Origin of the sequence: Paenibacillus tepidiphilus (genome assembly GCF_008635795.1) — a bacterium.
Taxonomy (GTDB): domain Bacteria; phylum Bacillota; class Bacilli; order Paenibacillales; family Paenibacillaceae; genus Paenibacillus_AQ; species Paenibacillus_AQ tepidiphilus.
Genome location: NZ_VWRQ01000015.1, coordinates 21,046 through 35,902, shown reverse-complemented (window position 1 = coordinate 35,902; position 14,857 = coordinate 21,046). Strand labels below are relative to the sequence as shown.

Sequence of the window (14,857 nt, the reverse complement as noted above, 5' to 3'; positions counted from 1 at the left end):
GCTCTTACTCTGTTACAGCGCGTTATACAGATTCCTGGGACTGGCGGGCGACTACGTTCTCGCAATATTCAATGATCTGACTACGGCGGACAATGCCGATAAATTTGTTCATATCATCGACGACCGGCACAAAGTTCTGCACCTTGGCCAGCTTGATCAAATCCTCCATGTCGGCGTCAATCGACACCGGGCGGTTATTCACACGCAGCGGTACATCCTTAAGCAGATATTTCGAGGCATTTTCAAAAGTAACCCCGCCGTCGGAATCCTTCATGTACCACAGCAAATCTCCCTCGGTAACCGTACCGGCATATTCTCCGTTCCGGGTAAGAATCGGCACTGCCGTATAGCGGTGAAACTCCATCCGCTCCAGGGTCTGGCGCAGCGTGGAATCGAGGGTAACACAGGCTACCTCCTGTTTAGGAAGCAGAAAAAAAGCAATATTCATCTCTTGATCCTCCTCAAAGAGTGCGAAGGGATTCGTTCTTCCCGCCCCTTTGGCGGCAGGGGCATCCAGTTGCTCATACGTAAAGACAAGGCCATACGTTCCACTTTGTTATTATACCATCCCGGGACAGTAAGCAGCAGCCATTGATCTTTTCCATGGCTGCTGTCTTCTTACATATAGCTTATCTTACTAGCGTTGTACTGTCCCGTAAGCTGTTACTGCGCTTCCGCCGTTGCTTTCGGTTCAAGCGCATTTGCAGCCTTGCCCGGTTCAATCAGCTGGCTGACCGGAGTACTGGCATTCATCCAGTTGTCGATCATCACTCTGGCTTCGCCCAGATCCTCTTCATCGACAATATCATAATATACGCCGTCAATGCGTTTGCCTTCGCCCATGACCGTAAAGCTGGAAATATCCATGTCCTTGCCGCTCATAAATTTCTTCGCCAGGCTGATGATGGTTGCCGGCTCAATATCGGTCTTGAAATTATCGCCCATAATATCCAGCAGCTCGGGGATTTTCCCGATTTGGCTGATAGATAACATTTTATTCGCGAACACGTCAATAAAGACCTGCTGGCGTTTGGTGCGGTTAAAATCGCTGTCCTCGCGGTAACGCGTGTAATTCAGCGATTCCTGACCGTCATAGCTGGACTTGCCGCCTTCAATTGTAAATTTCTCATGGTCGGATTTCTTGTTGACAATATCCTTCTTGATCGGCAGGGGCAGCCCGCCAATGGCATCGACCGCATCCTTCAGACCCTGGAAGTTAATCGTCGCATAGTACTGGATATCATGCTCCAGCAGCGCCTCCAGCGTATCCTTGGCCATTTGCTGTCCGCCAAAAGCGAACGCATGCGTGATTTTATCCTTTTTGTTATCTTTGTGGCCAATAATCTCCGTATACGTATCACGCGGAATTGAAATCAGCAGAACCTTGTAATCCTCGGGACGGATGACCGCATAAATCATCGTATCCGAGCGTGCTACTTCGTTCTCCCGCTGGTCTGTACCCAGAAGCATCACCGAGAACGGATCACTTTCATAGACGACAGGCTCAGGCTTTACCTGATCTGTAACGCGGTCGTTCTCCAGCGGCTGATAGGACTCCTGCTGCAGTTTGTCCTCGACCTGGTCTGCCAGAAACAAATCAAAGGCCAGCACCGTCAGCGGCTTGCGAAACAAGAAGCCCCCGGCGACGATCAGTACAAGAATAATAAGAGGTATTAAATACCTTTTTTTCATTTTCAATTTTTTCATCGTTCGACCTTCTTTTATGATGGAATATGCATAAGCGCAAAGAATTGCCTGCAATCTATTTGCAAATGCTTGCCTGCTGCTTCCAGGCAGTCATGACGTAAGCTTCTCTTGTTGTCTTGCTCCCTTTCCGGTTGTTAGTGTTCCCCCTTTCAGGAATTAGGGCCGCTTATAGATGTAGAATAAACCTGGAAATAACCTTTGACACACAAACAATATTTCTATTGTAATCACTCTGCCTGCAAAAAGAAACAACAAATAACGACAGGATTCTCCCGGCTGAGGTATAAGGAGCCTGTAATTACTATAGTATATGACGGAAAAAGCCCCGTTTTGTTTTGCATTTGGCAAAATAATTTTTACAGACCTTCCGCCACAGGTTAACGAAAGAGGACCGCAGCAGCCGCTTCACAGCAGCAGCCACGGTCCTGGCTGAGTTCTGTTCCTATTCCTTGATCCACCATTTATAAGGCTCCAGGATAATGCTCATGGCATTCACACGGACTCCCTGCAATCGTTCATGAACTGCAGTGATTCTTGTACGTTCCGCGAAGAAGATCATTGGCACCTCTTCATTGATCAGCCTCTGCCAGTCGTTATAAATCTGCTTACGGTATTTAGGATCATAGGCTTTGCTGCCCACACCCTCGCTGATCAACGAGTCGCTACGCTCCGAATACCAGCGGGGATAGTTCCACATATCATCCTTCCGCCATAATCCTGTAGGATCAGGGTCACTGGCGAGTCCCCATACTCCGTTGAACAGCTCCACGCCCGGCTCATCCTGCTCCACTGCCTCGTAGAAGTCATTCAGCTCCTTCAGGCGGCCGCCGCTGAGCTGTACATTCAGCCCGACCTCCCGCCAATTCTGCAGAATAGCCTGTGTCCGTGCTTCTGCTGTCGTACTCCCGCTCATGGCATCATAACGGATGACAAACGGCTGGCCCTCTGGGTCCTCCCGCAGCCCGTCTCCATCCGTATCCAGATACCCGGCCTCCTCCAGCAGCGCCTTTGCCTTTTCCGGATTATACGGGTAGGTGTTGATCTCTTCGTCGGCAATTTTAGCCCAGCTGGAGCTGGGAATCGGGGTTTCGATCAGATTGCCCAATCCGTAAGAATACTTATCGATAATGCCTTGGCGGTCGAGCGCATAGTACATAGCCTGGCGAAGCCGCCTGTCGGCAAACTTCGGATTGTCCATCACATTCTGCTGCAACGTCTCATCCCAGTGTCCAAACTTAAAGCCTATGTATTCGTAAGCCAGCTCCTGTGATTGCAGTACGGAGATATGTTCAAGCCCGCTTAGCGTCTTGTACTGGTCGCGGGGAGCCGCCGCCATGTCAATCGCTCCTTGTTCAAGAAGTCCCGGCAGTGACTGGTCGTCGACCACCGTATAGCTCACACCGTCCAGCAGTGCCTTGCCGCGGTGGTATTGATCGAACCGCTGCATGTCAACCTGCCGGCCCGGATCAATGCTTACGACCTTGAATGGCCCGATGCCGATCGGCTGTTTACGAACCTGGTCGCTATCCGGCATGTCCTTGACAGCTACGCCGGTGTAATATTTTTTATTCATCGGATAAGGCCATAGATTGGTAATTGTATTGACGCGGGCGGCGTTCATCGTGATTTTCAGCGTATAGGGATCAATCACTTTGAGGCCGGAAATTTCATCGGCTGTTCCTGCATGATACTCTTCAGCGCCCTTGATCATCTCTACACTGTAATACCTGGAGCCGGTGTAATCCGGACTGGCAATCGTCTCCAAGGCGAACTTCCAGTCTTCCACAGTCAATTCGTCGCCATTGTGCCACCGGACACCGGGCTTGATCCGGAATGTGAACACCGTATGGTCCTCCGACTCCTGCCACGATGCAATATTGGGAACCGTAGTCAGATCATCACTGACCGTGAACATACCCTCGGTGATAAACTCCAGGACATTGGTATCATCCTCGCCTTCGACGAAGGCCGGTTCGAACAATCCCTGAAACGCGGAGGTGTAAGCAAAGGTGGCTATTCCTCCTTCTCTGGGTTGAACGGTATTCCCTTCACGCCCTGCCATATTGGTAAACCGTAACGTATCTGTTGCCGAACATGCGGTAAGTGTGCACGCAAGAACAAGTACGAATGCGATAATCTTCTGCTTCTGCATCTGTGCCTTCCTTTCTTCTGTTCCTTTAAGCCGGGCACTTCGCTTCTCGTCTGATTTATTTGTAAGCGTTTCCTTATTATATCTTGTATATAACATGCACTGCGTAAATTTTAATTTCGGAAAATTGAATAACTATTATAGAGAATATACAAAAATCGGGGGATTGTGAAGAGCTTCAAGCCATTGCACACCGGTTTGGTACCGGACGCTCTTATCTGATCAAATAAAAATCTGCCCTGAGCGGGCAGATTTCAGTGTTCATTAGCTCGGATTTATTGCTCATCCTCCGTCTTTATGATGCTCAGTCCTTCTACATGCCGTTTGTTCATCAGCTTGCGTTTCTTGCGGTTCTCCTTACTTTCAAAGATGATGTCGAAATCATATTCCTCCGGGTACAGCTCATCCTTGGACAAGTACGGCTTCAGCCGCTTGTGGTTGATCCGCAGCTTATGCTTCTGCACCATCACTCCAACCATCCCCATGCTGTCCTGTTTGGCATATACGATGCCACTCTTGCCAAGTGAAGTAACATGTACAGCATCGCCGATTTCAAAAATGGTCCTGGCCCCATCCTTTTGAGATTTGTGAGCCTGGGGGCGTCTATCTGCTTCCGGAACCCTCTCCGTACGCTCTTTTTGTGCAAATGCTGCCGGGTCAAAGGGGCTCCCTCCTGCTTGTTCCCGCTGCCCGTCAATGAGCTCCCGGGAACGGCCTATAACTGCATCCGGAATCCCCAGCCGACCGGCGATTTGCAGCGCATAGCTCTCGCCGGCTTCGCCTATCGTCAGCTTGTAAAGCGGCTGCAGCGAGTCTTTATCGAACTCCATTCGCGCGTTCTCAAAGCCCGCTGTAGCCGCAGCAAAGGCTTTCAGCTCGTTAAAATGCGTAGTCACAATAATGTTGGCTCCCCGCCGGTTCAGCTCCTCCAGGATTGCGATGGATAGCGCAAAGCCTTCTCCCGGATCGGTGCCCGCAGCCAGCTCGTCGATCAGCAGCAGCACACCCCGGGTGGCCTGGCGGAGCATCCCTTCAATGCTCTTCATTTGAGCCGAGAACGTGCTCAGCGACTGGGTCAGGCTTTGACCGTCGCCAATTACGCTGATGATATCGGCGAATACCGGAAAGCAGCTGTCTTCCTCCACGGGGATCAGCATTCCCGACTGGAGCATAACGGCGAGCAGCCCTACCGTCTTAAGCACCACTGTTTTTCCGCCAGTATTCGGACCCGTAATAATCAGGGACTTATAGCCAGACCCCAATTCGAGAGTGACCGGAATCATCTCCTTCAGCATTGGGTGGCGCCCGCCATTCATCCTCAGGTACCCTCGGTCATTCAAAGACGCATTTCTGGCTCCGAGCGTACGGGCATATTTAGCCTTGGCAAATATAAAATCATAAACGCCCGTCACCTCAATATTGGCGGCGAGTGCTGCCTGCTCCCGCTCTACAAGCCCGCTGAGCATGCTTAAGATGATATTCTCCTCTCTCGCTTCATCAGCGGCCAGCAGCTCCACCTCGCCCTGCAGAGCGGCAATTTCATCCGGCTCCACATATACCGTCTGCCCGCTTGTCGACTGGTCCAGCACTGTTCCTTTTACCTGCTTGTAGTACTCTTTCTTCACCGGTATGACATAGCGGCCCCCGCGCATGCTGACCAGATTCTCCTGCAGAATGGAATGATGCCGGGACATGATCCCGTCAAGCTTGCGCTGCAGCCGTTCCTTGGCTACCGCCAGCTTCTTGCGGGCACGCTCCAGACCTTTGCTCGCATGGGTCTCAATGACGCCAAACCGGATGCAGCGCTCGATTTCTTCCTTGAGGGATCTCAGCTCCTGCAGCGAAACAGCATAGGCAGCCATCCGCGGGGAGCTTTGCTCTTTAGCTATCATATACTTACGCAATTGGGCGCAGCTTCCGAGAAAGACTGTCAGCGCAGTAAGCTCTTGCTCCGAGAACAGATATCCGCTGCCCAGGAGCGACATCAGCACATCCATGCCCTCCAGTGAAGGAATCGGTACGCTTGCCCCCCGTTCCAGCAATTCTCTGGCTTCCTCTGTCTCATCCAGTGCTCTCTGAATACCCGGCAGAACGGTCATTGGTGCCAGAGCCTCCACATGTCTCCTTCCTTCATAAGATACCGTATACCGCGCCAGCTCCGCTTTGATCCCGTCATATTCTAACTGGTTCAACTGTTGTACGTTCACTTGGATTCCTCCCTTAATTATTCCTGCCTAAAGCAAAAAAGGGCAAAGACAGCCACTGCGGCTGTCTTTGCCCTCATTCTTCTGCTACTTGTCCCCTAAACGCCAAAAAACCGTGCTGCAAGAGCACGGTTAATCACAAAGAGAACAGTAGCCATAAAGAGGCCATGTTGACGCTTCGCGTGTTCTTAACTAAATCATCCACCGTTAACCCTACGTAAGCTGTAAGGCGACAGACTCGAACAGAGCACAAGCACCGCATCAAATGCGGACCCGTAGCTGCTTGGTCAGTCAGGTGATATGAAATTGCTTAGTTAAGAACGATCCCCGTCATCAAAATTTCCCCTTTAGTATAGGATATTTGTAATTTACTACATTTAGCTCTTTGCGTCAATTCCCGGCAAAGCAATTCATGACCCAGGTAATCCCGTTTTTAACATCCGAAACCTGTCCATGCAGCGCGCCGAAGAACGTTTTCTGCAGTTCCACAGTTACAGTTCCTCCATCCGCCTTGAGCCTGTCATAGATGGCCTGCAGCTGCCCTTCACTGTCCAGCTGCAGAATGATGCTTACGTTCTCCGTCTTTGCTCCCCGGCCGTAGTCATCAGAGAAATGAATCAGCGTCTGGCCCAAATGCAGCTCCGCATGCAGCCATTTGCCTTGATGCTCATTGAGTACCTTGATGTCTCCGCCTAATACACTTTGATAATATTCCACGGATTCCTGCACCTGTTGAATGATAACGTACGGACTTGCACTGATCATTTTCCTATGCCTCCAGCTGATTTATTTACGGCACGGGTGTACCGTCGTTCTTGATTATATCCGAAGAAACAGGACTGCGCCAATCAGGTACATAAGTGTCCATCCAATCTGATGCATATGTAAAAAAGCAGCCGGAAATCCGGCTGCTTCGTTATTCATACGTCCTATTCTGTTGTGTAAGGCAGCAGCGCGATTTGACGCGAGCGCTTTACAGCAATAGTCAGAGCGCGTTGGTACTTGGCACTGGTGCCAGTTACACGACGTGGCAAGATCTTGCCGCGTTCGCTGATGAACTTCTTCAGAAGTTCAGTGTCTTTATAGTCAATGTGAGTAATTTTGTTCACAGTGAAGTAGCACACTTTCTTGCGCTTGTTGCGTCCACCGCGACGAGCTGGGCGCTTGTCGTTGTCTCCGCCTTCTCTTTGTTTGAAAGCCATGTCAGTTTCAGTCCTTCCTTATTAAAATGGCAAATCATCGTCCGATATATCGATCGGTTTTCCATCGCCGGAAAAAGGATCCTGTTGATTGTTGCTACGCGAGAAATTGTTGTTATTTCCGCGTCCACTGTTACCGCCACCGCCATAGGCTGGTTCTTCCGGCATACCGGCTCCGCTTGATGAGTTTCCGCCTTCACGGTTCTGCGAAGATTCCAGGAAACGGACATTATCGGCAATGACTTCGGTTACGTATACACGCTTACCTTCATTATTTTCGTAATTCCGTACTTGGATGCGTCCTTCCACGGCTGCCAGACGACCCTTGCGCAAATAATTGGCACAGGTTTCCGCCAGCTGTCTCCAGGTTACAATCGGGATGAAGTCCGCCTCGCGTTCACCGTTCTGGCCCGTAAAGTTGCGGTCTACGGCAAGCGTAAACTGCGTTACGGCAACACCAGCGGGAGTATAACGAAGCTCCGGGTCACGGGTCAACCGACCGATCAGAATGATTCGGTTCAACAATTCAAGTCCCCTCCTTTACAGCGATTCACTACAAAGCTTGTCTGATGCTTAGGCAACGTCGTTCGTAATGAGATAACGAATTACTTCGTCGGAAATCTTCATGATACGCTCAAGCTCAGTAACTACTGCAGGTTCTGCAGTGAAGTTAACCAGAACATAGACGCCATCACGGAACTTCTTGATCTCATACGCAAGACGGCGTTTACCTTGCACTTCGTGCTTTGTAATTTCTCCGCCGTTGGAGATGATGCCTTGGAATTTTTCGACTGCTGCTTGAACGGCTTCTTGCTCAAGATCAGGGCGAATAATGTACATCACTTCATATTTGCGCATAAATTTCACCTCCTTATGGTCTGAGGCCCCTGATCAACGTCAGGAGCAAGGAACGAGCACAAATGTAAACTCGCACCGTATTACTATACCAAATCACCTTTCCAATTGCAAGCAAAACTAACCGCAGCGGCAGGAAAAGGCACCTGCACCGTTACATGAACCACCCTCTCCCTGCGCACAATATTCAATGCACTTCATTACATGAAGGAGGATGATCCCCATGGGCGAACAGACGGAGTATGAAAAAGGCGACAAAGCGCCAAATCCCGGCATTTACACTGAGGTGGGCGAGGCCCGCAGCTTCCACACCCAGATACAGAACCCGAAGCGCATTGAGATGAAACGCGGGGACACATTCCCGGAGACCACCAATAAGGACCGTAAATGGAAAAAGGTCGAGAAAGCGCGGGTCCATTAATTTTTTTGAAGAGCATGTATAATAAAAGGACTCCTGCACCATAATAATCTCAGGCAGTACAAAAGAGAGGTGTGGTTCCGTTGGATCTCACAGGGTTTCTGAATAAAGCAACTATCGTACTACGGGAAGAGTAAGGCGCTCCTTAAAAAAGAGCATTCACCCTTAGCACTGCCCAATCACTTTAGAAGCTGTGTACAGACTTAATCCGAACATCAATGATGTACTGCCTCCTGAAGAGGGACCCTTGCGGTTCCTCTTTTTGTTTTAGCCCCACAAATTGAAGTGAATACTGACGCAGCTTATTCCTATTACTTTGCGGGGACCCCACTACATTGCCGCCAAAAAAAGCCCCCGCTACGCGGAGGCTTGGTTAATTATTTATTTATGCTGTGGTGGCGGAGAGGGTGGGATTCGAACCCACGCACGCTTTGACACGCCTAACTGATTTCGAGTCAGCCCCCTTGGGCCTCTTGGGTACCTCTCCGCAGCAAGACTTATTGTATCATGGTGTCTACAGTTTTGCAAGCATTAAATATTTGCCGCTGGACCGCCTTCGGCAGCACGCAGCACCTTCTTCATATTCTTCTCGAATTTAGCCCGGGGAATCAGTACACTGTGCTGGCAGCCGACGCATTTGATCCGGATATCCATTCCCATTCGGATAATCTCCATCTCATTGCTGCCGCAGGGATGCGGCTTCTTCATCTGCACAATGTCACCCAGACCGAAGACCTTGCGTTCCATCACTCTTCCCCCTTTTGGGTCTTTGTGCCGCCTGTTTCGGATGCTGCAGCAATCTGCTTAATCAGGCGCAGTGCCTCTGACTGTCCGTCCCGCCCTACTGCTTCCGAACGTTCTGCTTGTTCCGCCTGCTCTTTGGCTGCACGCTCCGCCTCTTCTTTGGCTGCGGCTTCTGCCTTGGCTGCTTCAAGTACACTTTGCTGCTCCAGGGCCTGCTTGATATCTGCCTGGATCTGCCGTTCGGCCGATTCTCTGCCATTAGGCAGACAGTTGGCCGCAACACGGATCACGAACTCGGAGGTACTCATGGACTGAATGCCAAGAATATTCGGATATTCAATGACGCTCGGATTGCGTTCCTCAATACCCTGCAGCGCATTGCCGATCAGCGCCAGCGTTGCCTCCAGACCCCGCTCCATCTTAACCGGTACGTCCACAACCGCCAGCGCATTGGCTAGCGAGTAATTGGTGATGTTAACGATTGAGCCATTAGGGATAATGTGGACTTCGCCCGTCGTACTCAGCAGTTTCGTGGTCCGTAGACCGATCATTTCTACAGTTCCCTTATAAGTACCGATCTGGATCACATCACCTACGGCGAACTGGTCTTCAAAGATGATAAAGAAGCCGGTAATGACATCCTTGACCAAGCTCTGCGCCCCGAAACCAATAGCCAAACCGGCCACACTGGCGCTGGCCAGCAGCGGTCCTAGCTGGAACCCAAACTCAGAGAGAATCAGCATGATCATAATAAAGTTACAAATGACCGTCACTACATTCTTCAGCAGGCCGCCGACAGTAGTGATTCTGCGGTTGTTGGAAAGTAATCTTCCCCCTTTGCTCTCACTCTCCATCGAGCGGTCAATGAACCTGCCGACTATTTTGATTACAATTCGCGTAAGAATAAAGATCACCAGAATCCGGATTCCGGCAAACATTACATTCGCCCACATGTCGGCGTCCGTGAACCAGGCCCAGATTTTATCGCTGAAGGTTACCATACTTTGTATTGGATCCGGGTCTGCCGCATTTAACAGCCATTTGTTCATTTAAGTTCCTCCTGTTCCACGATTAGCGCATATCCGCCGTCTTCCCCGGCTCTTCCGTAAATCCCGCGAATTTCGATGGTTTGCTCTTTAATAATGGTACAGACCGGTCCCAGTTCACTTCGGCCAAAAGCAATCGACATCGCACACCCGGCCGTAATTTCCTTGGGAGTCGGGAAGATATCTATTTCTATTTCAGCGTATTCCAGCAGCATTTCCGCCCGCAGCGCCTGCTGGGTAGAATCAAAGGCAATCAGCAATTCACCCTCCATCTTCTCGCCTCCCTCCGCTCTGCTCTTCCTGTCTCTCGACTGTGAAGTATAAAAACTCTTTTTCATCCATATACTAGGATCATCAGCAAAAGAACCTTTACACTTCAGAGTCTTTGCACGATTATAAGCTTTTTTCAAAGCAAAATAAAATAGCCTGATATTTTAGTATACTTCTCCCTTCAGAAAGGAAGATCGTATGAACCTCTTTTCCAAAGCCACACCGCTGCCGGAGCCGTCCTGCTTAAAAGTATCTCATGAGGACCCCGACATTTACTCGGCGATTACCCACCGTCTGCTTTTCCACTTTTCGCGTACCCGCCCGGATACACCGATCGTTATTGTCTGTGTAGGTACAGACCGTTCCACAGGTGATGCGCTTGGCCCCCTGGTAGGCACGGCATTAGCCCGTTTCCACAGCCATCTGTTCCACTTGTACGGTACATTGGACGAACCTGTACATGCTGTCAATCTGGAGGAGACTCTCCGCCTTATTCAAGACAAGCACCGGAACCCGTTCATTATCGGCATTGACGCTTGTCTCGGACATTCGGCCAGTGTCGGCTCGATTCAGGTCGTCGAAGGACCGCTCAGACCCGGCGCCGGTGTAAATAAGCAGCTGCCTCCGGTCGGCGATATCCACTTGACAGGCATCGTGAATGTCGGCGGATTCATGGAATATTTTGTCCTGCAAAACACGAGATTGAGTCTGGTAATGCGTTTATCTGACATTATCGCTGCCAGTCTATACTCCGCCTTGAAGCAATGGAATCTGCATGCTAATTCTGCTGCAACGCGAGAGCAATAACCTCTTTTTCCTCCGGGGACAATGGATACGGCGACTCTCCCCCTGTGAGGGGCTTGGAGTAAATATATGAATTTTCCCGGTTATGAAGACTGGTTAGCACGACTCCGTTACGGTTATCATCGAGGATAGCCAGTGAGAAGCTCATTTCATTGCCCCGTTCACCAAAAGCATTATACCGCTTCATGGCCACTTTTGATTTCATCCCACGAATTTTGGCTTGTGCAGCTTCAAGATACGCCTTCTGTTCGCGTTGCCCTTCTTCCAGCATGTCAGCCTGGTTCTTCAGCTCAATCAGAAGACTTTCCAAATCCTCTACTCCACTGCCTGCCATCATCGCTTCATACCTGCGCCGCATCTTGCGTATTTTGGCACCCTGGACAATGATAAGGATTAGCATAATGATTATCAACACACTCATAAGCATAAGAACTGCTGCCAACTGTTCACTAAACAATTCATTTAATTCCGACATCGCCTGAACCATCCTTTATTTTTGTCTGCTGCCGGCTTGGCCGTACTTTTCCTTCATTGCAGCCAGCATTCTCTCTATCTCCAACTCTGTCGAGCTAACTCCTACACTGGCACGGACTGCTCCGCTTTCCAGCGTATCAGCAGATTTATGGGCCAGCGGTGTACAGTGCATTCCGGCCCGGACGGCAATATGGCATCCACGATCCAGATAATGGGCTATAGCCGCCGAGTCCTCTCCCTCAATAACGAAGGATACAATCCCGGTCCTCGCTTCTCCCAGAGCGGGTCCGAGTAACCGTAGCCCCTTTATACCTGCTAGACCCTCCATCAACCGCTGTGTCAGCAGCCATTCTTTATGATGAATCACTTCCGTCCCGATTGTCCGTATGACCTTCAATCCGGCCAATAGACCGGCAATCCCCACCGCATTCTGGGTACCCGCCTCGTAACGGTCTGGACGTACATTGGGCTGCATACTGTTTTCGGACTGGCTCCCCGTTCCTCCCAGCATTAGCGGCTCCAAATCGAGACCCGGTGAAATATACAACCCCCCTGTGCCTTGGGGACCGAGCAGACCTTTGTGTCCCGGGAAGGCAAGGAGATCAATATTCATTTTCGCCACATCAATATCAAGCGCACCTGCACTTTGGGCAGCATCGACTAGAAATAGCGCACCATGGGTTTTTGCTATATCGCCGATATCTCCTATCGGCAATATACTGCCGAGCAGGTTCGAGCTATGGTTACATATAACCATCCGTGTATTTGGTCTAAACGTCCGTTCCAACTCAAGCAAATCCACTTGTCCCTTCTGGTCCACCTGCAAATAATCCACTTCAACACCTATTGTATTGCGCAAGTATTCCAGTGGCCTCCGAACAGAGTTGTGTTCCGTCATTGTAGAAATGACATGATCCCCTGGTTGAAGTGTGCCCTTTATCGCCATATTTAGCCCCATAGTTGTGTTATGAGTGAAGGCTATATCCTGGGAGTTGGCGACTCCGAATAACTCCGCAAGCATACTTCTTGTCCGGACAAGCACCCTCCCGGTGCCTACCGCCAGAGAGTGATTCCCCCGCCCGGCGTTTGCACCAGAGTTCTGTAGAGCATCCAACATTGCTGCAGCTACCTCCGGAGGTTTGGGCCATGAAGTTGCGGCATGATCCAAATAAATCAACGGTTGTATCTCATCCACTTTTCCTCCCCCTCTCTCAACCTTCACGTCACACCTTACTATTGTATTCTAATATGCATATTACAAAAAACATACTCCTCCATATCCGTTTCCAGGATATCTCAGAGTATGTTCGCGAATACCGATCTATCCGGATTAATTCCCCAACAATTCAAGAAGTCTTTCCAGATCCTGAGCACTGTAATAATTTATCTCGATCTTGCCCTTTTCTTTCCCTTGCTTAATTTTCACCGTTGTCTTGAAGCGTTCCCGCAATGTCTCTTCCACATTATTGATATAAGGGTCAACTTTCACCGCTTTAACCTTGGCTGCATTTGCCGGCTTCCGATCCAAGTTCTTCACGATTTCTTCCAGCTGCCGAACATTCCATTCCTGCTCCACACATTGCTTAGCCAGCTCTTTTATAGTGTCCGCATCTTTAAGACCAACAATTGCCCGCGCATGCCCCATCGAAATTGTTCCACGTGAAACATATTCTTTGACTTCATCTGGCAAGGTCAGCAGCCGCAAAAAATTCGCAATATGTGATCTTGATTTGCCGACCTTTAAGGAAAGTTCTTCCTGCGTCAATGAGAACTGGTCCATCAACCCTTGATAGGCTACTGCAATCTCCATTGCATTCAGGTTTTCCCGCTGCAGGTTCTCGATCAGGGCAATTTCCATTACCTGCTGGTCGCTAAACGAGCGGACAACCGCCGGTATGGTAGCCTTGCCACAATATTGCGATGCCCTGAAGCGGCGTTCCCCGGCGATAATCTCGTAGCCTTTCAGTACGCTGCGGACGATAATAGGCTGTATGATGCCATGCTGTCTGATCGACTCAGCCAGTTCATGAATCGCATCCTCATCGAAGTTTTTACGCGGTTGGTAAGGATTGGCCCGCAATTGACTCAGTGGAATTTCAACCACCTTGTCATCCTCATTGATGGAGAGCGAAGGAATCAGAGCATCCAGCCCTTTGCCCAAACGTTTACTCATAGGAGATCACTTCCTTTGCCAGCTCTAAATACACTTCCGCCCCTTTAGACCTTGTATCATAGGTTATGATAGACTGGCCGTGCGAAGGCGCTTCGCTAAGCCGTACATTGCGGGGAATAATGGTGCGGTATACTTTTTCTTGAAAATACTTCTTCACTTCTTCGATAACTTGAATCCCCAGGTTGGTCCGGGCATCCAGCATCGTCAGCAATACACCTTCAATCTTCAAATGCGGATTAAGGTTCTTCTGTACGAGCCGGACTGTGTTGAGTAACTGACTGAGCCCCTCAAGCGCGTAATACTCGCATTGAATTGGAATAATTACCGAATCCGCAGCGGTCAGCGAGTTAATTGTGAGAATCCCGAGCGATGGCGGACAATCAATAATGATATAGTCATAGTTGCTCTTCACGGCATGAAGAGCCTTCTTTAGCTTTAACTCACGCGAAATGGTGGAGACCAATTCGATTTCCGCCCCAGCCAACTGTATGGTTGCCGGAATAATATGCAGACCTTCGATTCCCGTCTCCAAAATGGTTTCTTCCGTGTTTACTTCATTGATCAAAATATCGTACACACAATTGGCTACATCAGCTTTATTGACACCAACGCCGCTTGTGGTGTTGCCTTGGGGGTCTATGTCGACTAATAGCACCCGTTTCCCCAAAGTAGCCATTCCGGCACCCAGGTTGACAGAGGTCGTCGTTTTTCCGACACCACCTTTTTGATTTGCTATGGCAATAATCTTGGACACTTAGTTCACCTCGAATTGTTAGAAAGAATCATCTTGTCGGTCGTGAGTTGTAACAGTGCA

General features: G+C 49.8%; 17 protein-coding genes and 1 tRNA gene. 2 read left to right on the top strand and 16 right to left on the bottom strand.

All coding sequences use genetic code 11. The annotated features are described in order from the left end of the window. Positions 1 to 22 precede the first annotated feature (22 nt). The 8 genes from F1379_RS18805 to rpsF form a co-directional block, all read right to left on the bottom strand. A complete protein-coding gene (locus F1379_RS18805; protein WP_150272652.1) occupies positions 23 to 448 on the bottom strand; it encodes a CBS domain-containing protein in 426 nt (141 codons plus the stop codon). A 215-nt stretch (positions 449 to 663) separates the two neighbouring features. Next, positions 664 to 1,707 carry an LCP family protein gene (locus F1379_RS18800; protein WP_203457131.1) on the bottom strand — a complete coding sequence of 348 codons (1,044 nt, stop codon included), beginning with the start codon at positions 1,705 to 1,707 and terminating at the stop codon, positions 664 to 666. Positions 1,708 to 2,149: 442 nt separating this feature from the next. Next, positions 2,150 to 3,859 carry an oligopeptide ABC transporter substrate-binding protein gene (gene opp4A / locus F1379_RS18795; RefSeq protein ID WP_150272650.1) on the bottom strand — a complete coding sequence of 570 codons (1,710 nt, stop codon included), beginning with the start codon at positions 3,857 to 3,859 and terminating at the stop codon, positions 2,150 to 2,152. A gap of 272 nt (positions 3,860 to 4,131) precedes the next feature. Then, positions 4,132 to 6,063, bottom strand: coding sequence for an endonuclease MutS2 (locus tag F1379_RS18790; protein WP_150272648.1), 1,932 nt, complete (start codon positions 6,061 to 6,063; stop codon positions 4,132 to 4,134). Positions 6,064 to 6,450: 387 nt separating this feature from the next. After that, positions 6,451 to 6,825 (bottom strand): VOC family protein, encoded by a 375-nt coding sequence (locus F1379_RS18785; RefSeq protein WP_150272646.1) that lies wholly within the window; start codon positions 6,823 to 6,825, stop codon positions 6,451 to 6,453. A 164-nt stretch (positions 6,826 to 6,989) separates the two neighbouring features. Further along, on the bottom strand, positions 6,990 to 7,262 hold the full coding sequence (gene rpsR / locus F1379_RS18780) for a 30S ribosomal protein S18 (protein ID WP_019914552.1): 273 nt from the start codon (positions 7,260 to 7,262) through the stop codon (positions 6,990 to 6,992). Between the two features lie 21 nt (positions 7,263 to 7,283). After that, a complete protein-coding gene (gene ssb / locus F1379_RS18775) occupies positions 7,284 to 7,784 on the bottom strand; it encodes a single-stranded DNA-binding protein (RefSeq protein WP_150272643.1) in 501 nt (166 codons plus the stop codon). A gap of 48 nt (positions 7,785 to 7,832) precedes the next feature. Next, entirely contained in the window at positions 7,833 to 8,117 is a 285-nt protein-coding gene (rpsF, locus tag F1379_RS18770; RefSeq protein WP_150272641.1) for a 30S ribosomal protein S6, read from the bottom strand. Between the two features lie 220 nt (positions 8,118 to 8,337). Between rpsF and F1379_RS18765 the strand changes: the two genes are divergently transcribed. Beyond that, positions 8,338 to 8,535, top strand: a complete 198-nt coding sequence (locus F1379_RS18765) for a YjzC family protein (protein ID WP_150272639.1) — start codon at positions 8,338 to 8,340, stop codon at positions 8,533 to 8,535. 393 nt (positions 8,536 to 8,928) lie between these two features. Here F1379_RS18765 and F1379_RS18760 read toward each other — a convergent pair. The 4 genes from F1379_RS18760 to F1379_RS18745 form a co-directional block, all read right to left on the bottom strand. Beyond that, a tRNA-Ser gene (locus F1379_RS18760) sits at positions 8,929 to 9,019 on the bottom strand. A 44-nt stretch (positions 9,020 to 9,063) separates the two neighbouring features. Then, positions 9,064 to 9,279 (bottom strand): DUF951 domain-containing protein, encoded by a 216-nt coding sequence (locus F1379_RS18755; protein WP_150272636.1) that lies wholly within the window; start codon positions 9,277 to 9,279, stop codon positions 9,064 to 9,066. Further along, the gene (locus tag F1379_RS18750; protein WP_150272634.1) at positions 9,279 to 10,325 is read right to left on the bottom strand and encodes a mechanosensitive ion channel family protein; all 1,047 of its coding nucleotides are present in this window, start codon (positions 10,323 to 10,325) and stop codon (positions 9,279 to 9,281) included. The genes F1379_RS18755 and F1379_RS18750 overlap by 1 nt, the downstream gene beginning before the upstream one ends. Further along, positions 10,322 to 10,594, bottom strand: a complete 273-nt coding sequence (locus tag F1379_RS18745; RefSeq protein WP_150272632.1) for a putative Se/S carrier protein — start codon at positions 10,592 to 10,594, stop codon at positions 10,322 to 10,324. Before F1379_RS18745 ends, F1379_RS18750 begins: the two co-directional genes overlap by 4 nt. Before the next feature lie 196 nt (positions 10,595 to 10,790). Here F1379_RS18745 and yyaC point away from each other — a divergent pair, with 196 nt between their 5' ends. Further along, positions 10,791 to 11,399: a spore protease YyaC gene (yyaC, locus tag F1379_RS18740; RefSeq protein ID WP_150272629.1), complete on the top strand. Its 609-nt coding sequence runs from the start codon at positions 10,791 to 10,793 to the stop codon at positions 11,397 to 11,399. Here yyaC and F1379_RS18735 read toward each other — a convergent pair. The 4 genes from F1379_RS18735 to F1379_RS18720 all read right to left on the bottom strand — a co-directional run bounded on the left by F1379_RS18735 (position 11,371) and on the right by F1379_RS18720 (position 14,797). Beyond that, complete coding sequence (locus F1379_RS18735; protein ID WP_150272627.1) at positions 11,371 to 11,871, bottom strand: DUF4446 family protein; 501 nt, start codon at positions 11,869 to 11,871, stop codon at positions 11,371 to 11,373. The two genes, yyaC and F1379_RS18735, sit on opposite strands and share 29 nt — an antisense overlap. Positions 11,872 to 11,886: 15 nt before the next feature. After that, on the bottom strand, positions 11,887 to 13,056 hold the full coding sequence (locus F1379_RS18730; protein ID WP_150272903.1) for an aminotransferase class V-fold PLP-dependent enzyme: 1,170 nt from the start codon (positions 13,054 to 13,056) through the stop codon (positions 11,887 to 11,889). 144 nt (positions 13,057 to 13,200) lie between these two features. Next, entirely contained in the window at positions 13,201 to 14,043 is an 843-nt protein-coding gene (locus F1379_RS18725; RefSeq protein ID WP_150272625.1) for a ParB/RepB/Spo0J family partition protein, read from the bottom strand. Continuing rightward, the gene (locus tag F1379_RS18720; RefSeq protein ID WP_150272623.1) at positions 14,036 to 14,797 is read right to left on the bottom strand and encodes a ParA family protein; all 762 of its coding nucleotides are present in this window, start codon (positions 14,795 to 14,797) and stop codon (positions 14,036 to 14,038) included. The genes F1379_RS18725 and F1379_RS18720 overlap by 8 nt, the downstream gene beginning before the upstream one ends. Positions 14,798 to 14,857: the final 60 nt, after the last annotated feature.